Origin of the sequence: Herbaspirillum sp. (genome assembly GCF_035644555.1) — a bacterium.
Lineage (GTDB): Bacteria > Pseudomonadota > Gammaproteobacteria > Burkholderiales > Burkholderiaceae_D > Herbaspirillum.
The window spans coordinates 22,052-38,284 of the sequence record NZ_DASQOH010000027.1 but is presented as its reverse complement, the minus strand read 5'-3'; the positions used below and the strand labels follow the sequence as shown (position 1 = coordinate 38,284).

13 protein-coding genes and 1 riboswitch are annotated in these 16,233 nt (G+C 64.0%); of the genes, 6 read left to right on the top strand and 7 right to left on the bottom strand.

All coding sequences use genetic code 11. From position 1 onward, the window contains the following. On the bottom strand, nucleotides 1-933 hold the full coding sequence (locus VE092_RS07840) for an NADP-dependent oxidoreductase (protein WP_324875501.1): 933 nt from the start codon (nucleotides 931-933) through the stop codon (nucleotides 1-3). A 117-nt stretch (nucleotides 934-1,050) separates the two neighbouring features. Here VE092_RS07840 and VE092_RS07835 point away from each other — a divergent pair, with 117 nt between their 5' ends. After that, nucleotides 1,051-1,926 (top strand): LysR family transcriptional regulator, encoded by an 876-nt coding sequence (locus tag VE092_RS07835; protein ID WP_324875499.1) that lies wholly within the window; start codon nucleotides 1,051-1,053, stop codon nucleotides 1,924-1,926. 61 nt (nucleotides 1,927-1,987) lie between these two features. After that, the gene (locus VE092_RS07830) at nucleotides 1,988-3,124 is read left to right on the top strand and encodes a J domain-containing protein (protein WP_324875497.1); all 1,137 of its coding nucleotides are present in this window, start codon (nucleotides 1,988-1,990) and stop codon (nucleotides 3,122-3,124) included. Between the two features lie 27 nt (nucleotides 3,125-3,151). Here VE092_RS07830 and VE092_RS07825 read toward each other — a convergent pair whose 3' ends face one another. Continuing rightward, complete coding sequence (locus VE092_RS07825) at nucleotides 3,152-5,431, bottom strand: UvrD-helicase domain-containing protein (protein WP_324875496.1); 2,280 nt, start codon at nucleotides 5,429-5,431, stop codon at nucleotides 3,152-3,154. 122 nt (nucleotides 5,432-5,553) lie between these two features. On the opposite strand from VE092_RS07825, the gene aroQ reads away from it, so the two are divergent. The 3 genes from aroQ (at nucleotide 5,554) to VE092_RS07810 (ending at nucleotide 8,265) form a co-directional block, all read left to right on the top strand. Continuing rightward, a complete protein-coding gene (gene aroQ, locus VE092_RS07820) occupies nucleotides 5,554-6,132 on the top strand; it encodes a gamma subclass chorismate mutase AroQ (protein WP_324875531.1) in 579 nt (192 codons plus the stop codon). A gap of 165 nt (nucleotides 6,133-6,297) precedes the next feature. Continuing rightward, on the top strand, nucleotides 6,298-7,542 hold the full coding sequence (locus VE092_RS07815) for an MFS transporter (protein ID WP_324875494.1): 1,245 nt from the start codon (nucleotides 6,298-6,300) through the stop codon (nucleotides 7,540-7,542). Nucleotides 7,543-7,770: 228 nt separating this feature from the next. Beyond that, nucleotides 7,771-8,265: a Dps family protein gene (locus tag VE092_RS07810; protein ID WP_006463646.1), complete on the top strand. Its 495-nt coding sequence runs from the start codon at nucleotides 7,771-7,773 to the stop codon at nucleotides 8,263-8,265. A gap of 87 nt (nucleotides 8,266-8,352) precedes the next feature. Here VE092_RS07810 and thiE read toward each other — a convergent pair whose 3' ends face one another. From thiE to thiC, 5 genes are read right to left on the bottom strand one after another with little or no spacing between them, the layout of a single operon-like run. Then, entirely contained in the window at nucleotides 8,353-8,985 is a 633-nt protein-coding gene (gene thiE, locus VE092_RS07805; protein ID WP_324875492.1) for a thiamine phosphate synthase, read from the bottom strand. 1 nt (nucleotide 8,986) lies between these two features. Beyond that, nucleotides 8,987-9,853 carry a hydroxymethylpyrimidine/phosphomethylpyrimidine kinase gene (locus VE092_RS07800; RefSeq protein ID WP_324875490.1) on the bottom strand — a complete coding sequence of 289 codons (867 nt, stop codon included), beginning with the start codon at nucleotides 9,851-9,853 and terminating at the stop codon, nucleotides 8,987-8,989. A gap of 2 nt (nucleotides 9,854-9,855) precedes the next feature. Beyond that, nucleotides 9,856-10,665, bottom strand: coding sequence for a thiazole synthase (locus tag VE092_RS07795; RefSeq protein WP_324875488.1), 810 nt, complete (start codon nucleotides 10,663-10,665; stop codon nucleotides 9,856-9,858). Nucleotides 10,666-10,708: 43 nt separating this feature from the next. After that, nucleotides 10,709-10,909 (bottom strand): sulfur carrier protein ThiS, encoded by a 201-nt coding sequence (gene thiS / locus VE092_RS07790; RefSeq protein WP_324875486.1) that lies wholly within the window; start codon nucleotides 10,907-10,909, stop codon nucleotides 10,709-10,711. Nucleotides 10,910-10,917: 8 nt separating this feature from the next. Further along, the gene (gene thiC, locus VE092_RS07785) at nucleotides 10,918-12,831 is read right to left on the bottom strand and encodes a phosphomethylpyrimidine synthase ThiC (RefSeq protein WP_324875484.1); all 1,914 of its coding nucleotides are present in this window, start codon (nucleotides 12,829-12,831) and stop codon (nucleotides 10,918-10,920) included. Between the two features lie 95 nt (nucleotides 12,832-12,926). Further along, nucleotides 12,927-13,037: riboswitch (TPP riboswitch) on the bottom strand. 255 nt (nucleotides 13,038-13,292) lie between these two features. On the opposite strand from thiC, the gene VE092_RS07780 reads away from it, so the two are divergent. Beyond that, nucleotides 13,293-16,103 carry a valine--tRNA ligase gene (locus VE092_RS07780; protein ID WP_324875482.1) on the top strand — a complete coding sequence of 937 codons (2,811 nt, stop codon included), beginning with the start codon at nucleotides 13,293-13,295 and terminating at the stop codon, nucleotides 16,101-16,103. Nucleotides 16,104-16,233: the final 130 nt, after the last annotated feature.

The window sequence follows — 16,233 nt, the reverse complement described above, 5'->3', positions numbered from 1 at the left end:
CTAGCGCAGGAAATCCACCACCGTCTTGCCCATCTGCGGCAAGGTCCGGCTGCGTTCGATGGCAGCCGGCAAGTCCTCGAAAGGGACGACCCCCGCGATCTGCGACTGCAGGCGGCCCGCAGCCACCTGTCCGGCGATATTGGTCAGAAGGGCGCTGTCAGGCTGGTTCATGAACCACAGGCCGCGACGGCCTGCCGGGGTGCTGGCCAGGATGGCCGGGGAAGCGGTGCTGACGATGGCGCCGTCCTCGGCCAGCACCGACCAGGAACGCTCCAGGGTATCGCCGCCGACGTAGTCCAGTACCAGATCGACATCCCTGACCAGGCTTTCGAACTGCGAGGTCTGGTAATCGATGACGTGATCGGCGCCCAGGCGATGCACATAATCGGCATGGCTGCCCAGGGCAGTGGCGCTGACATGGGCGCCGGCCTGATGGGCAAACTGCACCGCAAAGCCACCCACTGCACCCGCAGCGCCGTGGATCAGGATGCGCTGGCCGGCCTTGAGCGGACCGGCCAGATGCAGGCTCTGCCAGGCCGACACGGCCGCCACCGGCAAGGCCGCGGCCTGCACCATGCTCAAACCCTCGGGCAGCACGGCCAGCTTGTCGGCATCGACCGCAACCAGATCGGCATAGGCGCCCAGGCCGCCCAGCGGCCCCATGACGCGGTCACCCACCTTGAACAGGCTGACGTCACTCCCGACCTGCTCCACCACACCCGCCAGCTCGATGCCGAGCACGGCGGGCAGTGACAGCGGGAAGGCATCCTTGACGTAGCCTTCGCGCACTTTCCAGTCCAGGGCATTGACGCCGGCGGCATGCACGCGCACCAGCACTTGTTCGGGACCGGGGACGGGTGCCGGAAGTTCGGCGATGCGGACCGTATCCGGGCCGCCGTATTGCATCAGTTGCAGGGAACGAATGGTGTTCATGGTGTGGCTCCTTGTGGTTAAGTGACTGCGGTGGGTTGATGCAACACACGATATGTCGTTTCAGGATCGGAACACAGACGATAGAATCGAGACCTACCGGATCATTTTTGAGACACCATGGACATCAACGCCCTCGTCGATCTGCAGCTGGTCGCCACCTACGGCAGCTTCGGCCGCGCCAGCCGGGAAAGTGGCCGCGCCAAGGCCACCTTGTCACGCCGGGTGGCCGATCTTGAACAGCAGCTGGGCGTGCGCCTGTTCGAACGCGGCACGCAACGGCTCACGTTGACGACTGCGGGCCAGCTGCTGCTCCAGCGCAGTGAGGGTCCGCTACGCGAAATCGAAGAGGCCATGACCCAGGCCAGCGAAGGCAGCACCGCGCCACGCGGCCGCCTGCGCATCGCCGCTCCGTTGGTGTTCTCGCAGCTGGCGCTGGGGCGGCTGTCGGCGCTATTCCGCATGCAGTATCCGCAAGTCGAATTGGAGGTAGTCGCAGAAGACCGCATGGTGGACCTGGTGCAGGAGCATTTCGACCTCTGCATCCGCATCAATCCTGATGAAGACAGCCATCTGGTCGGACGCTGCTTCGCCCGTGACAGCCTGGTGCTGGTGGCCGCGCCCACGCTCCCCATGCCGCGTACGCGGGCGGGCCAGACGCAGACCGTCCCGGCCGTGGTGATGCCGAACTACCGCGATGGGGATGTGTGGTCGCTGCGCCAAGGCAAGCTGCTGATCGCGCCACAACCGGTGCTGCGCATGTCTTCATTGATGATGGTCAAGGACGCCGTCTGCGCCGGGGCCGGCGCGGCACTGCTGCCGTGGTCGGTGGCCGGTGCGCTGGTGCAGGCCGGACAGTTGAAGCGATGGGGCGACATGGGCAGCGAAGTCGAACTCTGGGTGCTGCATACCTCGCGCCGCCTGCAGAGTCCCAAGGTACGGGCCTTCGTGGAATTCCTGTGCGCCCAGTATCCGGATGGTCGCTTCATCACCTGACGCAGCCGGGATAGGCTCCAGGCAGGCCCTATAATCCGGCACCCCTCACCATCGCATTCCCATGAAAAAGCCCGCACCACATACCGTCAGCATCGTCGACGGCCAAACCGCCACCCGGCTGTCGCCCGCGCAGCAGAGTTTCAACGCGCTCATCGAAGAGATCGGCAAGCGCCGCACCCGCCTGCAAGAGTGGGAAGCTGCCAGCGACGAATTCCACAAGAAATATTCCGCTCACTACCTGCCACTGGAGCAGGAACTGCTGGGCCTGAAGCGGCAGGCGGTCTACCGCCTGCACGACGCCTGGTCGCACAAGGCACTGGGCAAGGGTGAGCGCATCACCTTGTCCGCCCTCATCGCCGACATGGCGCAGGCGCTGCTGCAGCGGGGCGACGATGCCGAGCTGACGCTGATCTACCAGCAGCACGGCATGCAGGATGAGGTGGATGAGGCGAAGGACATCGCGCCGGCCCCGAAAGCACCAGGGTCAGCGGCAGAACCGCAAGAGCGGGAAGACGCGGCCGCGGCCGACGACGACTTCACCAGCGGTACGCCCGAGGAAATCATGCAGCGCATGGAAGCCATGCTGGAGCGCCAGGAGCAGGAGCGCATGGCAGCCGCGCAGCAGCGCGATGCGCAACGTGCCAGTCGCAAAAAGCCACCCAAGCAGCGCGCCGCCGAACAACAGCAGCAAGCACAGCGCATCGAACTGAGCCAGTCCATCCGCGCCGTCTATCGCCGCCTGGCCAGCGCCCTGCACCCCGACCGCGAACCCGACGAGGCCGAGCGTGCCCGCAAGACAACGCTGATGCAGCAGGTCAACCAGGCCTATGAAAAGAATGACTTGCTCAAGCTCCTGGAGCTGCAGCTGGAACTGGAACACATCGGCCAACACACACTGGACACGGTGAGCGAAGCGCGGCTGGCCCATTACAACCAGATCCTGCAGGAGCAGCTCACCGAACTGGATCAGGAGATCGCCCACGTCGAGCGCCAGTTCAGGCGCGCCTATGGCCTGGCATCCCAGGCAAGGCTGACGCCGGAGAAGATGATGCGCTACCTCAACCGGGGCATCACGGCGCTACGCCAGGAAGGCCAGGACCTGCGCGCCGCGCTGGCGGCGTTCGGGGATATCGAACAGGTCCGGGCCTGGCTGAAACACGCGCGACGTCAGCGCGCGCAGGGTTGGGAAGACCTGTGAGCCTGAGGCGGTCAGGCCTCGCTGCGATCAGATCTTGTCCAGCTTGGCCACCGACAGGTCCAGCAGCTTCATGCCGAACTTGCCGAAGTTGATCTGCGCCCGTGCCGCACCGCCGCCACCTTCGATGTTGACGATGACGCCTTCGCCGAACTTGGCATGGGCGACATTCTGGCCGATGCGCCAGCCGGAGTCGGTCTGGCGCGAGAAGCTCTGGGCGATCTTGTTGTTGCCCGCTTCCGGCACCTCATCCCAGGCCGACTTGGGATTGGCGAACCAGTGGTGCTGGGCGATCTTGGGTGAGAGCCACTTGATGGACTGCTCCGGCATCTCGTCGAAGAAGCGTGAGCGCATGTTGTAGCGGGTCTGGCCGTGCAGCATGCGGGTCTGCGAGAAGGTCATGAACAGGCGCTTGCGGGCGCGGGTAATGGCCACGTACATCAGGCGGCGCTCTTCTTCCACCCCACCCTCTTCCTTAGCGCTGTTCTCGTGCGGGAACAGGCCCTCTTCCATGCCGGTGATGAAGACCGCATCGAACTCCAGGCCCTTGGCCGAGTGCACCGTCATCAGCTGCAGTGCATCCTGGCCGGCCTGGGCCTGGTTGTCGCCGGCTTCCAGCGAGGCATGCGAGAGGAAGGCCGACAGCGGCGACATGATGGTCACCAGCGGCGCATCGGCATCGATCACTTCCACACCGTCGGCGGTGGTGATGGCGGTGCCGGCCGTGGCCTGCGCTTGCGGGCCGAGGAAGGCCGGGGCGTCCAGGCCATAGCCTTCTTCGGAGACGAAGAGCGTGGCCGCACTGACCAGCTGCTCCAGGTTTTCGATGCGGTCGGCGCCTTCCTTCTCGTTGCGGTAATGCGTCATCAGACCGGACAGGTCCAGCACCACCTTGACCGTCTCCGGCAGCGGCAGGTGCTGGGTCTCGAAACGGGCGCCTTCGATCAGCTTGATGAAGGCATTCAGCGAAGAACCGGCCTTGCCGGCCACATAGGGCACGGCCGCATAGAGCGAACAGCCATACTGGCGCGCCGCATCCTGCAGGGACTCCATGGCCTTGGCGCCGATGCCGCGGGTGGGGAAGTTGACCACGCGCAGGAAGGCCGAGTCATTGTGCAGGTTGTCCATCAACTGCAGGTAGGCGATGGCGTGCTTGATTTCGGCGCGCTCGAAGAAGCGCTGGCCGCCATAGACGCGATAGGGAATGGCCGAGCTGAACAGCGCATGCTCCAGCACCCGCGATTGCGCGTTGGAACGGTAGAGGATGGCGATCTCGCTGCGCGCCCAGCCTTCGGCGATCAGGTCCTTGACCTGTTCGATGATCCATTGCGCTTCCTGCAGGTCGCTGGTGGCTTCATAGACCCGCACCTGCTCGCCGTGGCCGGCGTCGGTGCGCAGGTTCTTGCCCAGGCGCTTGCTGTTGTTGGCGATCAGTTCGTTGGCAGTATCGAGGATGTGGCCGTGGGAGCGGTAGTTCTGCTCCAGCTTGATCAGGTTTTCCACATGGAATTCCTGCTCGAAGGCCGACATGTTGCCCACGTTGGCGCCACGGAAGGCATAGATGCTCTGGTCGTCGTCGCCCACCGCAAAGACGGCATTGTGCTGGCCGGCCATGAGCTTCAACCACTTGTACTGCAGGTCGTTGGTGTCCTGGAACTCGTCCACCAGGATGTGGCGGAAGCGGCTCTGGTAGTGCTCACGCAACGGCTGATTGCGCGACAGCAGTTCGTAGGTGCGCAACAGCAGTTCGGCGAAATCGACCACGCCTTCGCGCTGGCACTGCTGGTCGTAGAGGTCGTAGAGCTCGACGAACTTGCGGTTGTAGTCGTCGTAGGCATCGACGTCCTTGGCGCGCAGGCCCTGGTCCTTGGCGCTGTTGATGAAGTACATCAAGTTGCGCGGCGGATACTTTTCATCGTCCACGTTCATCTGCTTCAACAGCCGCTTGATGGCCGAGAGCTGATCCTGCGTGTCCAGGATCTGGAAGGTCTGCGGCAGTCCGGCATCCTTGTGATGCGCGCGCAGCAGGCGGTTGCACAGCCCGTGGAAGGTGCCGATCCACATGCCCCGGGTATTGATGGGCAGCATGGCCGACAGGCGCGACGTCATTTCCTTGGCGGCCTTGTTGGTGAAGGTCACGGCCAGGATGCCGGCCGGCGAGACCTGTCCGGTCTGGATCAGCCAGGCGATGCGGGTAGTCAGTACGCGGGTCTTGCCGGAGCCGGCACCGGCCAGGATCAGGGCGGACTGCGCCGGCAGGGTCACGGCGGCGAGCTGCTCTTCGTTGAGGTTGTGGAGAAGATTTTGCATCCCGCGATTATAAGGCGCTGGCGCGGGCGCCGGGCAGCCGGCGCTGGCGCTATACTGCCGGGCGGCGCTTGCCATGGTCTTTCCGGCGCCCTCATCCGCCCTTCTTCACGGTCCTGCTGCCCATGCTCTCCATGCCGATGTCCCGCCTGCCGATGTCCCGCCTGCTCACCATCCTGGCCGCCCTGCTCCTGACGGCCTGTGCCACCACCCCGCCGCCGGCCTCGCGCGCCGATGTCGAACAGTTGCTGACGCTGCAGAAGACGCGCCTGGACGTGGCAGCACCGGTGGCGCGCAGCAAATGGAATTCGCACGCGCCCATCGACGACCCGGCACGTGAAGCCCTGATCCTGGACGATGTCGCGGCCAGGGCGCGACCACTCGGCCTGGACGTGGCCTGGACCCGGCGCTTCTTCCAGGACCAGTTCGACGCCGGCAAGATCGTGCAGCGCGACCTGCATCGGCAGTGGCGGGTGGAACAGCATCCGCCCTTCGCCAATCCGCCCGACCTGGCCCTGCAGGTGCGGCCCGTGCTGGACCGCCTCACGCCCGACCTGCTGGCTGCGCTGGTCCGCCTGAACGGCCACTGGTGTGAACCAGCCGTGCAGCGCGACCTGGCCGAGCTGGAGCCGGAAATCCTGGGGGCCGACTATGCGCCGGCCGTGCGTGAGCAGGCTACTGCGGCGCTACGCTGCACCCGTTGACTCGCATCCTGCGGGCAAGCGACGTCGTGCAAATGCCACTAAGTTGCTGAATCGACAGGTAAAAATCTTTTGCTGTCCTGCAGCATTTTTGTGGCGGGAGTAAAATTCGGACTGCTGTTCACGCGCATCGGCGCGCGCAGCCTCCTCATTCCGAATTCCCCCGCCATGTCCGACGATTCCTGTAGTCCAGGTTCCACACCCGTTTCCGCCGCTGCGCCGGCTGCCGTGCGCACCCTGCCACCGATCAAGGTCACGCGGCAGATCCTGGCCACCGCCTTCTTCACCTTCCTGGTCTACCTGGCCATCGGCATCCCGATGGCGGTGCTGCCGGGCTATATCCACCTGGACCTGGGCTATAGCTCGGTGGTCGCCGGGCTGGGCATCAGCGTGCAGTATTTCGCCACCTTCGTCAGTCGCGCCAACGCCGGCCGCATGATCGATACCCTGGGCGCCAAACAGACCGTGATGCGCGGCATGCTGCTGTGCTCGGCCAGCGGGGGCCTGCTGTTGCTGTCGGCACTGGCACAGCCGCTGCCGTTCCTGTCGCTGGTGCTGCTCTTCACCAGCCGCGCCTTCCTGGGCCTGGGCGAGAGCCTGGTCGGTACCGGCGCCATCATGTGGGGCGTGGGGCGCGTGGGCTCGGAAAATACCGCCAAGATGATTTCCTGGAACGGCATCGCCACCTATGCGGCGCTGGCCATCGGCGCGCCGCTGGGCGTGGTGCTGGATCGCTCGCTGGGCTTTGCCGTGATCGGTCTGGCCGGCATGCTGCTGACCGTTCTGGGTTATGTGCTGGCCCGTGGCGGCCCGGTCACGCCGGTGGTGCAGGGCGAACAGCTGTCCTTCAAGCTGGTGCTGCGCAAGGTGTTCGCCTATGGCATGGGTCTGGCCTTCGGTACCATCGGCTTCGGCTCGATCGCCACCTTCATCACGCTGTATTACGCCGACCAGCACTGGAGTGGCGCGGCCTTCGCGCTGACCGCCTTCTCCAGCGCCTTCGTCGGTGCGCGCCTGCTGTTTGCCAATTCGATCACGCGCTTCGGCGGTTATCGGGTGGCGGTGGTCAGCTTCCTGACCGAAGCGGTGGGCCTGCTGCTGCTGTGGAGCGCCACCACGCCGGAACTGGCATTGCTGGGCGCAGGCCTGGCCGGCTTCGGTTTCGCGCTGGTGTTCCCGTCGCTGGGGGTGGAAGCGGTGAATCTGGTGTCGCCCGCCAATCGTGGCGCCGCACTGGCGGCATATTCCGTCTTCCTCGATCTGGCACTGGGCATCACCGGTCCGGTGGCCGGTGCCATCGCCGGCCAGCTGGGGTATCCACAGGTCTTCCTGTTCGCGGCCATTGCGGCCATCGGCGCGGTGGCCTTGTCGCTGTCGCTGTATCGCAGCGCGCAGCAACGCGGCAAGCCATGATCTGAATACGACGAGAACAATAAAACGATGGGGCCGACAGATTTTTATCTATCGGCCCCATTGATTTATATGCCTGCATTGATCGCAAAAATCGATTGAAATAGGGAACGTCGGCCTCACTGTCTTATCAATAATGCGTGGCCGCAGCTTGTCCCCATGCGATTTGCAATAGAATCGCAATGTTGTGTTCACCCGCTTATGAAAAACCGAACAGCTAAGGAGCGAAAGATGGCAAAGAAAAACGTGGCAGCCCCCTCGATCAACATCGGCATCAACGACAAGGACCGCAAGAAGATCGCCGACGGCCTGTCCAAGCTGCTGGCCGATACCTACACGCTGTACCTGAAGACCCACAACTTCCACTGGAACGTGACCGGTCCGATGTTCAATACCCTGCACCTGATGTTCGAAGGCCAGTACACCGAACTGGCGCTGGCGGTGGACCTGATCGCCGAACGCATCCGCGCCCTGGGCTATCCGGCACCGGGTTCGTACAAGGAATTCGCCAAGCTGTCCTCGATCCCCGAAGCCGATGGCGTACCCAATGCACAGGAAATGATCGCCCAGCTGGTGGCAGGGCAGGAAGCCGTGACCCGCACCGCACGTTCGCTCTTCCCCGCCGTCGATGCCGCTGCCGACGAGCCGACCGCCGACCTGCTGACCCAGCGCATGCAACTGCATGAAAAGAATGCGTGGATGCTGCGCAGCCTGCTGGAAGGCTGATCGACATCGCGCAACCGGCCTGCAAGAAAAAAAACCATCCTCGCGGATGGTTTTTTTTCGTTCTGCGATGCTGCGTCGGGTCTCGGATCAGGCGTAGAGATCCGCCAGCTGCCTGGTCTTGCGTTCCTGTACCGGCACCAGGTAGACGCTGCTGATGACGGCCACCATATCCGCTCCCTGCGCCACCAGCGGCGGCGCATTTTCCAGGGTGATACCGCCGATCACCACCACCGGCAGGGGAATCTCGCGTTTGGATTGCGCAATGATTTCCGGCGCGGTACGGAAATCGTACTTCTTCACGCGCGAGGGATAGAACCCTCCGAAGGCCACATAGCTGGCGCCATCGCGATAGGCCGCATGCGCCAGCTCCAGCGTGCCGTAGCAGGAGGCGCCGACGATGCGGTCCGGCCCCACTGCGCGACGCACCTCGGCAATGGAAGCATCGGTGCCGCCGACGTGGATGCCGTCGGCATCGATCTCCAGGCACAGGTCGACGTGGTCGTTGATGATCAATGGCACCTGATGCTGGCGGCACAGGGCCAGCAGTGCACTGGCCTGGTCGCGCCGCTGGACGGGGCCGGCGGTCTTGTGGCGATACTGCACCAGCGCGGCGCCATTCTGCAGTGCCAGCTCGGTGGCGGCGAGCAGTTGCGCGGTGTCGTCCCAGTCGGGGGTGACGATGTAGAGGCCGCGCAGATGGTTGGTGTAGTCGGGTTTCATGTCAGGCTCCTGCCGCCGCAGCGGCATCAACTTCGGGTTCGAACACGGGCACGCGGTTGGGGATGCGCTGCCCGGCGGCGATGGCGTAGGACGTGGACAAGGCGTGCTGGGTGTAGCGCTGGGCCAGCTCGATGGCCGTGCGCATGGGCAGGCCACGCGCCAGGCAGGCCGACAGCGCCGCCGCCAGCGTGCAGCCACTGCCGTGGAATTCATCCGGCAGACGACTCCAGCGCCAGCGGGCGCTTTCGATGGCGTCCTCGGCGAATTCCGAGCGGAACCCCTGGCCATACCAGCGATTGATCACATCCTCTTCCAACGGACCATGCCCACCTTTGAGCAGGACATGGCCGCAGCCACGCTGCATCAGCATTGCCGCCTGCCGCGCCGGGGCGACATCGCCGCACAGGCGCCGCGCCTCGTTCAGGTTGGGCGTGATCACGGTGGCCAGGTCGTAGAGCGGCTCGATCACGCGCGCCGCATCGTCGCGCGAAAGCTGGTCACCACGGCCGTTGGCCAGCACCGGATCAAGCACCACCGGCATCTCCGGATTGCGCTTGCGCAATTGGCGGATCAGCGACGCAATCATCTCCGCATTGGCATGACTGCCGGCAATACCCAGCTTGACGGCGGCGATATCGAAACGGTCGATCAAGACCTGGGCCTGGTAGCGCACCAGATCCGGATCGAGCGCTTGCACGGCGAAGACGCTGACGTTGTCCTGCACGGTCAGCGCCGTAGGTACCGACAAGGGATGGCAACCCAGCGCCGTGATGGCCGGGATGTCGGCCTGCATGCCGGCCCCGCCGCTGGGGTCGGAGCCGGAGAAGACCAGCACGCAGGGCGGCGTGGGACGATAGGCGGCTTGCATCGTCAGGCCACGCGACCCGCCATCGGCGAGGATGGCGAGGCGGCGAACTTGCGCGGGATGCGACCGGAGAGGAAGGCTTCACGCCCCGCCTCCACCGCCAGCTTCATGGCGCGCGCCATGCGGATGGGGTCCCGCGCGCCGGCAATGGCGGTGTTCATGAGCACGCCATCACAGCCCAGTTCCATGGCGATGGCGGCATCCGAGGCCGTTCCCACACCGGCATCGACCAGCACCGGCACGCGCGACTGCTCGATGATCAGCGACAGGTTCCAGGGGTTGAGGATGCCCATGCCGGAACCGATCAGCGAGGCCAGCGGCATGACGGCGGCTACGCCCAGGTCTTCCAGCATGCGCGCCTGGATGGGGTCGTCGCTGCAATAGACCATCACGTCGAAGCCATCCTTGACCAGCGTTTCGGCGGCCTTGAGGGTTTCGGGCATGTTGGGGAAGAGCGTCTTTTCATCGCCCAGCACTTCCAGCTTGACCAGCTTGTGACCGCCCAGCAGTTCACGCGCCAGTTGCAGCGTGTAGACGGCATCGGCGGCGTTGTAGCAGCCGGCGGTATTGGGCAGGATGGTGAATTCGGAGGGCGGCACCGCGTCCAGCAGGCTGGGAGCGTTGGGGTCCTGGCCGATGTTGACGCGGCGGATCGCCACCGTGATGATCTCGGCGCCGCTGGCCACAGTCGCGGCGCGGGTTTCGTCGAGGTCCTTGTACTTGCCGCTACCCACCAGCAGGCGCGAGCGATAGGTCTTGCCGGCGATGGTCAGGCCCTGGTCTTCTTGCTGAAGGGGGGCGTCATTCATGTTCATGTCGATTCCTTGTCTGTGAGGTGCGCTGCATGGCGATAGGCAGTCAGCCGCCGCCGATGGCACGCACCACGTCTACCTTGTCAGCCTCGGCCAGCGCGTGCGTGGGCCAGCGCGCGCCGGGCACCACCTGGCGGTTGACCGCCACGGCCACCGCCTTGCCGGCCAGGGAGAGGCCGGCAATGAGCTGTTCCAGCGTGGCGCCCTCGGGCAGCGGGTGAGGCTTGCCGTTCAGTTCGATCTGCATGGCTGCGCTTACTGCTTCGAGTAGATCTCGGCGCCCATCTTGACGAACTCGACCGACTTCACTTCCATGCCCTGTTTCAAGGCGTCGATCTCGGAGATGCCTTCCTTGGCGGCGTAGTCGCGCACTTCCTGGGTGATCTTCATGGAGCAGAAGTGCGGGCCGCACATGGAGCAGAAGTGCGCCACCTTGGCCGAGTCCTTGGGCAGGGTCTCGTCGTGGAATTCACGTGCCTTGTCGGGGTCCAGGCCGATGTTGAACTGGTCTTCCCAGCGGAACTCGAAGCGCGCCTTGGACAGGGCGTTGTCGCGGATCTGTGCGCCGGGATGGCCCTTGGCCAGGTCGGCGGCGTGGGCGGCGATCTTGTAGGTGATGATGCCGTCCTTCACATCCGTCTTGTTGGGCAGGCCCAGGTGTTCCTTGGGGGTGACGTAGCACAGCATGGCCGTGCCGTACCAGCCGATCTGCGCCGCGCCGATGCCGGAGGTGATGTGGTCGTAGCCGGGGGCGATGTCGGTGGTCAGGGGGCCGAGGGTGTAGAACGGCGCTTCGTGGCACTGCTCCAGCTGCAGGTCCATGTTTTCCTTGATGAGGTGCATGGGCACGTGGCCGGGGCCTTCGATCATGACCTGCACGTCGTGCTTCCAGGCGATCTGGGTCAGCTCACCCAGGGTGCGCAGCTCGCCCAGCTGGGCTTCGTCATTGGCGTCGTAGATGGAGCCGGGACGCAAACCGTCGCCCAGGCTGAAGCTGACGTCATAGGCCTTCATGATCTGGCAGATCTCTTCGAAGTGTTCGTAGAGGAAGGACTCGCGGTGATGCGCCAGGCACCACTTGGCCATGATGGAGCCGCCGCGCGAGACGATGCCGGTCATGCGCTTGGCCGTCAGCGGCACGTATTGCAGGCGTACGCCGGCGTGGATGGTGAAATAGTCCACGCCCTGCTCGGCCTGTTCGATCAGGGTGTCGCGGAAGATTTCCCAGGTCAGGTCTTCAGCCTTGCCGTTGACCTTTTCCAGTGCCTGGTAGATCGGCACGGTGCCGATGGGGACCGGCGAATTGCGGATGATCCATTCACGGGTTTCATGGATGTTCTTGCCGGTGGAGAGGTCCATCACGTTGTCGCCGCCCCAGCGGATGGCCCAGGTCATCTTTTCCACTTCCTCGCCGATGGAGGAGGTCACGGCCGAGTTGCCGATGTTGGCATTGATCTTGACCAGGAAATTGCGGCCGATGATCATCGGCTCCACTTCCGGGTGGTTGATGTTGGCGGGGATGATGGCGCGGCCACGGGCGACTTCCTCACGCACGAATTCCGGGGTGATCTCGGCCGGGATCGACGCACCAAAGGATTGGCCCGGATGCTGGCGGCCCATCAGGTCGGCCAGCTTGTTGCCCATGGGGCCGGAGGCCTTCAGTTGCTCCAGGTATTCCTTGCGGCGCAGGTTTTCGCGGATGGCGATGAATTCCATCTCGGGCGTGATGATGCCGCGACGGGCGTAGTGCATCTGCGTGACATTGGCACCCGCCTTGGCACGACGCGGCTTGCGGTGCAGGTTGAAGCGCAGTTCGGCCAGGGCCGGGTCGTTCAGGCGCTGCTGGCCGTATTCGGAGGTGGGGCCGGGCAGCTCTTCGGTATCGTCGCGCTCCAGGATCCAGGGCAGGCGCGGCGTGGAGAGACCGGCGCGGATGTCGATCTTGACGTCCGGGTCGGTATAGGGGCCGGAGGTGTCGTAGACATAGATCGGGGGATTCTTTTCCGAGCCGAACATGGCCGGGGTATCGGCCTGGCTGATCTCGCGCATGGGCACGCGGATGTCCGGGCGCGAGCCGGTCACGTAGATCTTGCGGGAATTCGGGAGAGGCTGGACGGCTGCCTCGTCGACGGTGGCCGTCGCGGACAGGAATTTCGGGTTGGCATTCATTTCGGCTCCTTTGCTTGATGACTCTTGGCTCGGAGCCAGCAAAGGAGGTTGCGGAAGAGGACGGACGGCGGGGATGGGACGGTGCCGTGGGTACGTCATGCTGCCGGTTGCTTCCCTTCGCTGGCATTATCCAGATCAGGTTCAAGGGTATTTCTCACCCGGCTGCCAGAGCATGTGCTCCGGTGCCAGGACCCCTAGCGATGCGACGCGGGCCGCTTGCGCGGACCTTGTCGTGGGCCGGATTTTACTCCAAATACGGCGATGAACAAGGCTTCATTTTGGATGAGCTGGAGGTGCAGCGCGGCAATTGAAGCCATCAGGCTGCCTGGCGGCAACATGTTGAGGGTCGCCCTTGCGCATTTCTGCCCTGCCCCCGGGGACGCGTCAATTTCGCGCCCGTGGAGGGATTTGCCCTCCCCGTCCCTTATAATGTTGGGTTTCGCAAAAACACACGTCAAATCATGGAATTAGCCAAGTCGTTCGAGCCTGCCGAGATTGAGAAATTCTGGCGCGAGGAGTGGGAAAAGCGCGGTTACTTCGCCGCCACCACCGACGCGGAGAAGCCCTCGTTTTCCATCCAGTTGCCGCCGCCCAATGTGACCGGCACCCTGCACATGGGTCACGCGTTCAACCAGACCATCATGGATGGCCTGACGCGCTACCACCGCATGCGCGGTTTCAACACTGCCTGGATTCCCGGCACCGACCACGCCGGTATCGCCACCCAGATCGTGGTGGAACGCCAGCTGGATGCGCAGAAGGTCTCGCGCCACGACCTGGGCCGTGAAAAGTTCGTCGAGAAGGTGTGGGAGTGGAAAGAGAAATCCGGCTCCACCATCACCGGCCAGATGCGCCGCATGGGCGCCTCCACCGACTGGGCCCGTGAATACTTCACGATGGACCCGAAGATGTCCAAGGCCGTCACCGAAGTGTTCGTGCGCCTGTACGAACAAGGCCTGATCTATCGCGGCAAGCGCCTGGTGAACTGGGATCCGGTGCTGGGCACCGCCGTCTCGGACCTGGAAGTGGTGTCGGAGGAAGAAGACGGCTCCATGTGGCACATCAAGTATCCGCTGGCCGATGGCAGCGGTCACATCGTGGTGGCCACCACCCGTCCGGAAACCATGCTGGGCGACGTCGCCGTGGCCGTGGACCCGACCGACGAGCGCTATGCGCCGCTGGTGGGCAAGATGATCAAGCTGCCGCTGGTGGGCCGCGAAATCCCTATCATCCAGGATGAATACGTCGACAAGGAATTCGGCACCGGCTGCGTGAAGATCACCCCGGCGCACGACTTCAACGACTACCAGGTCGGCGCCCGCCACAACCTGGAAAAGATCAGCGTCTTCACCCTCAAGGCGACCATCAACGAGAACGCCCCCGAGAAGTACCAGGGTCTGGACCGCTTCGAGGCGCGCAAGCAGATCGTGGCCGACCTGGAGGCGCTGGGCCTCTTGGAACAGGTCAAGCCGCACAAGCTGATGGTGCCGCGTGGCGACCGTACCGGCGTGGTGATCGAGCCGATGCTGACCGACCAGTGGTTCGTGGCCATGAGCAAGCCGGCGCCGGAAGGGACCTACTTCCCGGGCAAATCGATTGCCGAGACCGCGCTGGAGAAGGTGTCCTCGGGCGAGATCAAGTTCGTGCCGGAAAACTGGACCAATACCTACAACCAGTGGCTCAACAACATCCAGGACTGGTGTATCTCGCGCCAGCTGTGGTGGGGCCACCAGATCCCGGCCTGGTACGATGAGGACGGCGGCATCTATGTCGCCCGCACCGAAGAAGAAGCCAAGGCACAGGCCGGCGGCAAGACCGTCAAGCGCGATGAAGACGTGCTCGACACCTGGTTCTCCTCGGCACTGGTGCCCTTCTCCACCCTGGGCTGGCCGGAAGAAACCCCGGATTACAAGCTGTTCCTGCCCTCGTCGGTGCTGGTGACGGGCTTCGACATCATCTTCTTCTGGGTCGCGCGCATGGTCATGATGACCACGCACTTCACCGGCAAGGTGCCGTTTGACACTGTCTACGTGCACGGTCTGGTGCGCGATGCCTCGGGGCAGAAGATGTCCAAGTCCAAGGGCAATACGCTGGACCCGATCGACCTGATCGATGGCATCGGGGTGGACGATCTGGTGGCAAAGCGTACGGTTGGCCTGATGGATCCCAAGCGGGCACCCAGCATCGAGAAGGCCACCCGCAAGGAATTCGCCGAGGGCATCCCGGCCTTCGGCACCGATGCGCTGCGCTTCACCTTCGCCTCGCTGGCGACCCTGGGCCGCAACATCAACTTCGACCTGAACCGCTGCGAAGGCTATCGCAACTTCTGCAATAAGCTCTGGAACGCCACCCGCTTCGTGCTGATGAATACCGAAGGCCAGGACTGCGGTTTCGACGGTCACGTCAAGGGCGTCTGCGACAAGGAAAAGCTGCAGTTCTCCAAGGCCGACCGCTGGATCGTGTCGCTGCTGCAGCGTACCGAGGCAGAGGTGGAAAAGGGCTTTGCCGACTACCGCTTCGACAACATCGCCACTGCCATCTACAAGTTCGTCTGGGACGAGTATTGCGACTGGTACCTGGAAATGGCCAAGGCCCAGATCCAGAGCGGCAACGAGGCGCAACAGCGCGCCACCCGCCGTACCCTGCTGCGCGTGCTGGAAAGCGTGCTGCGCCTGGCGCACCCGGTGCTGCCCTTCATCACCGAGCAGTTGTGGCAGAGCGTGGCGCCGCTGACCGACCGCAAACCCGATCCGGCGGGCGACTCCATCATGCGCCAGGCCTATCCGCGTCCCGACCTGGAAAAGATCGACACCGAGGCCGAAGCCTGGGTCGCCCAGTTCAAGGCCTATACCGATGCCTGCCGCAACCTGCGTGGCGAGATGCAACTGGCGCCGTCGCTGCGCGTGCCGCTGATCGTGGAAGCGGCCGACACCGCTGCGGTGGAGTCCTTCCTGCCCTACCTGCAAGGCCTGGTACGCTTGTCGGAAGCACAGATCGTGGCGCAGCTGCCGGAGTCGCCGGCACCGGTGGCCATCGTCGGCGAAGTCAAGCTGATGCTCAAGGTGGAAATCGATGTGGCCGCCGAGCGTGAGCGCCTGGGCAAGGAAGTCACCCGCCTGACCACCGAGATCGCCAAGGCCAACGGCAAGCTGTCCAACGAGAGCTTCGTGGCGCGTGCCCCTGAGGCCGTGGTGGCGCAGGAGAAGGAACGTGTTGCCAACTTCAGCGCCACGCTGGAGAAGGTGAAGGAACAACTGGCCAAGCTGAAGTAAGCCCGGCCTTTTCCTGCCCAAGCCGTCGTCCCAGCCCGGGACGGCGGCTTTTGTTTTTTTGTGCTTGCCTTGCAGGGCGGGCTTGTCTAGACTGAATCGAAAAAATTAGAACAATCGTGCTTTTTTATGG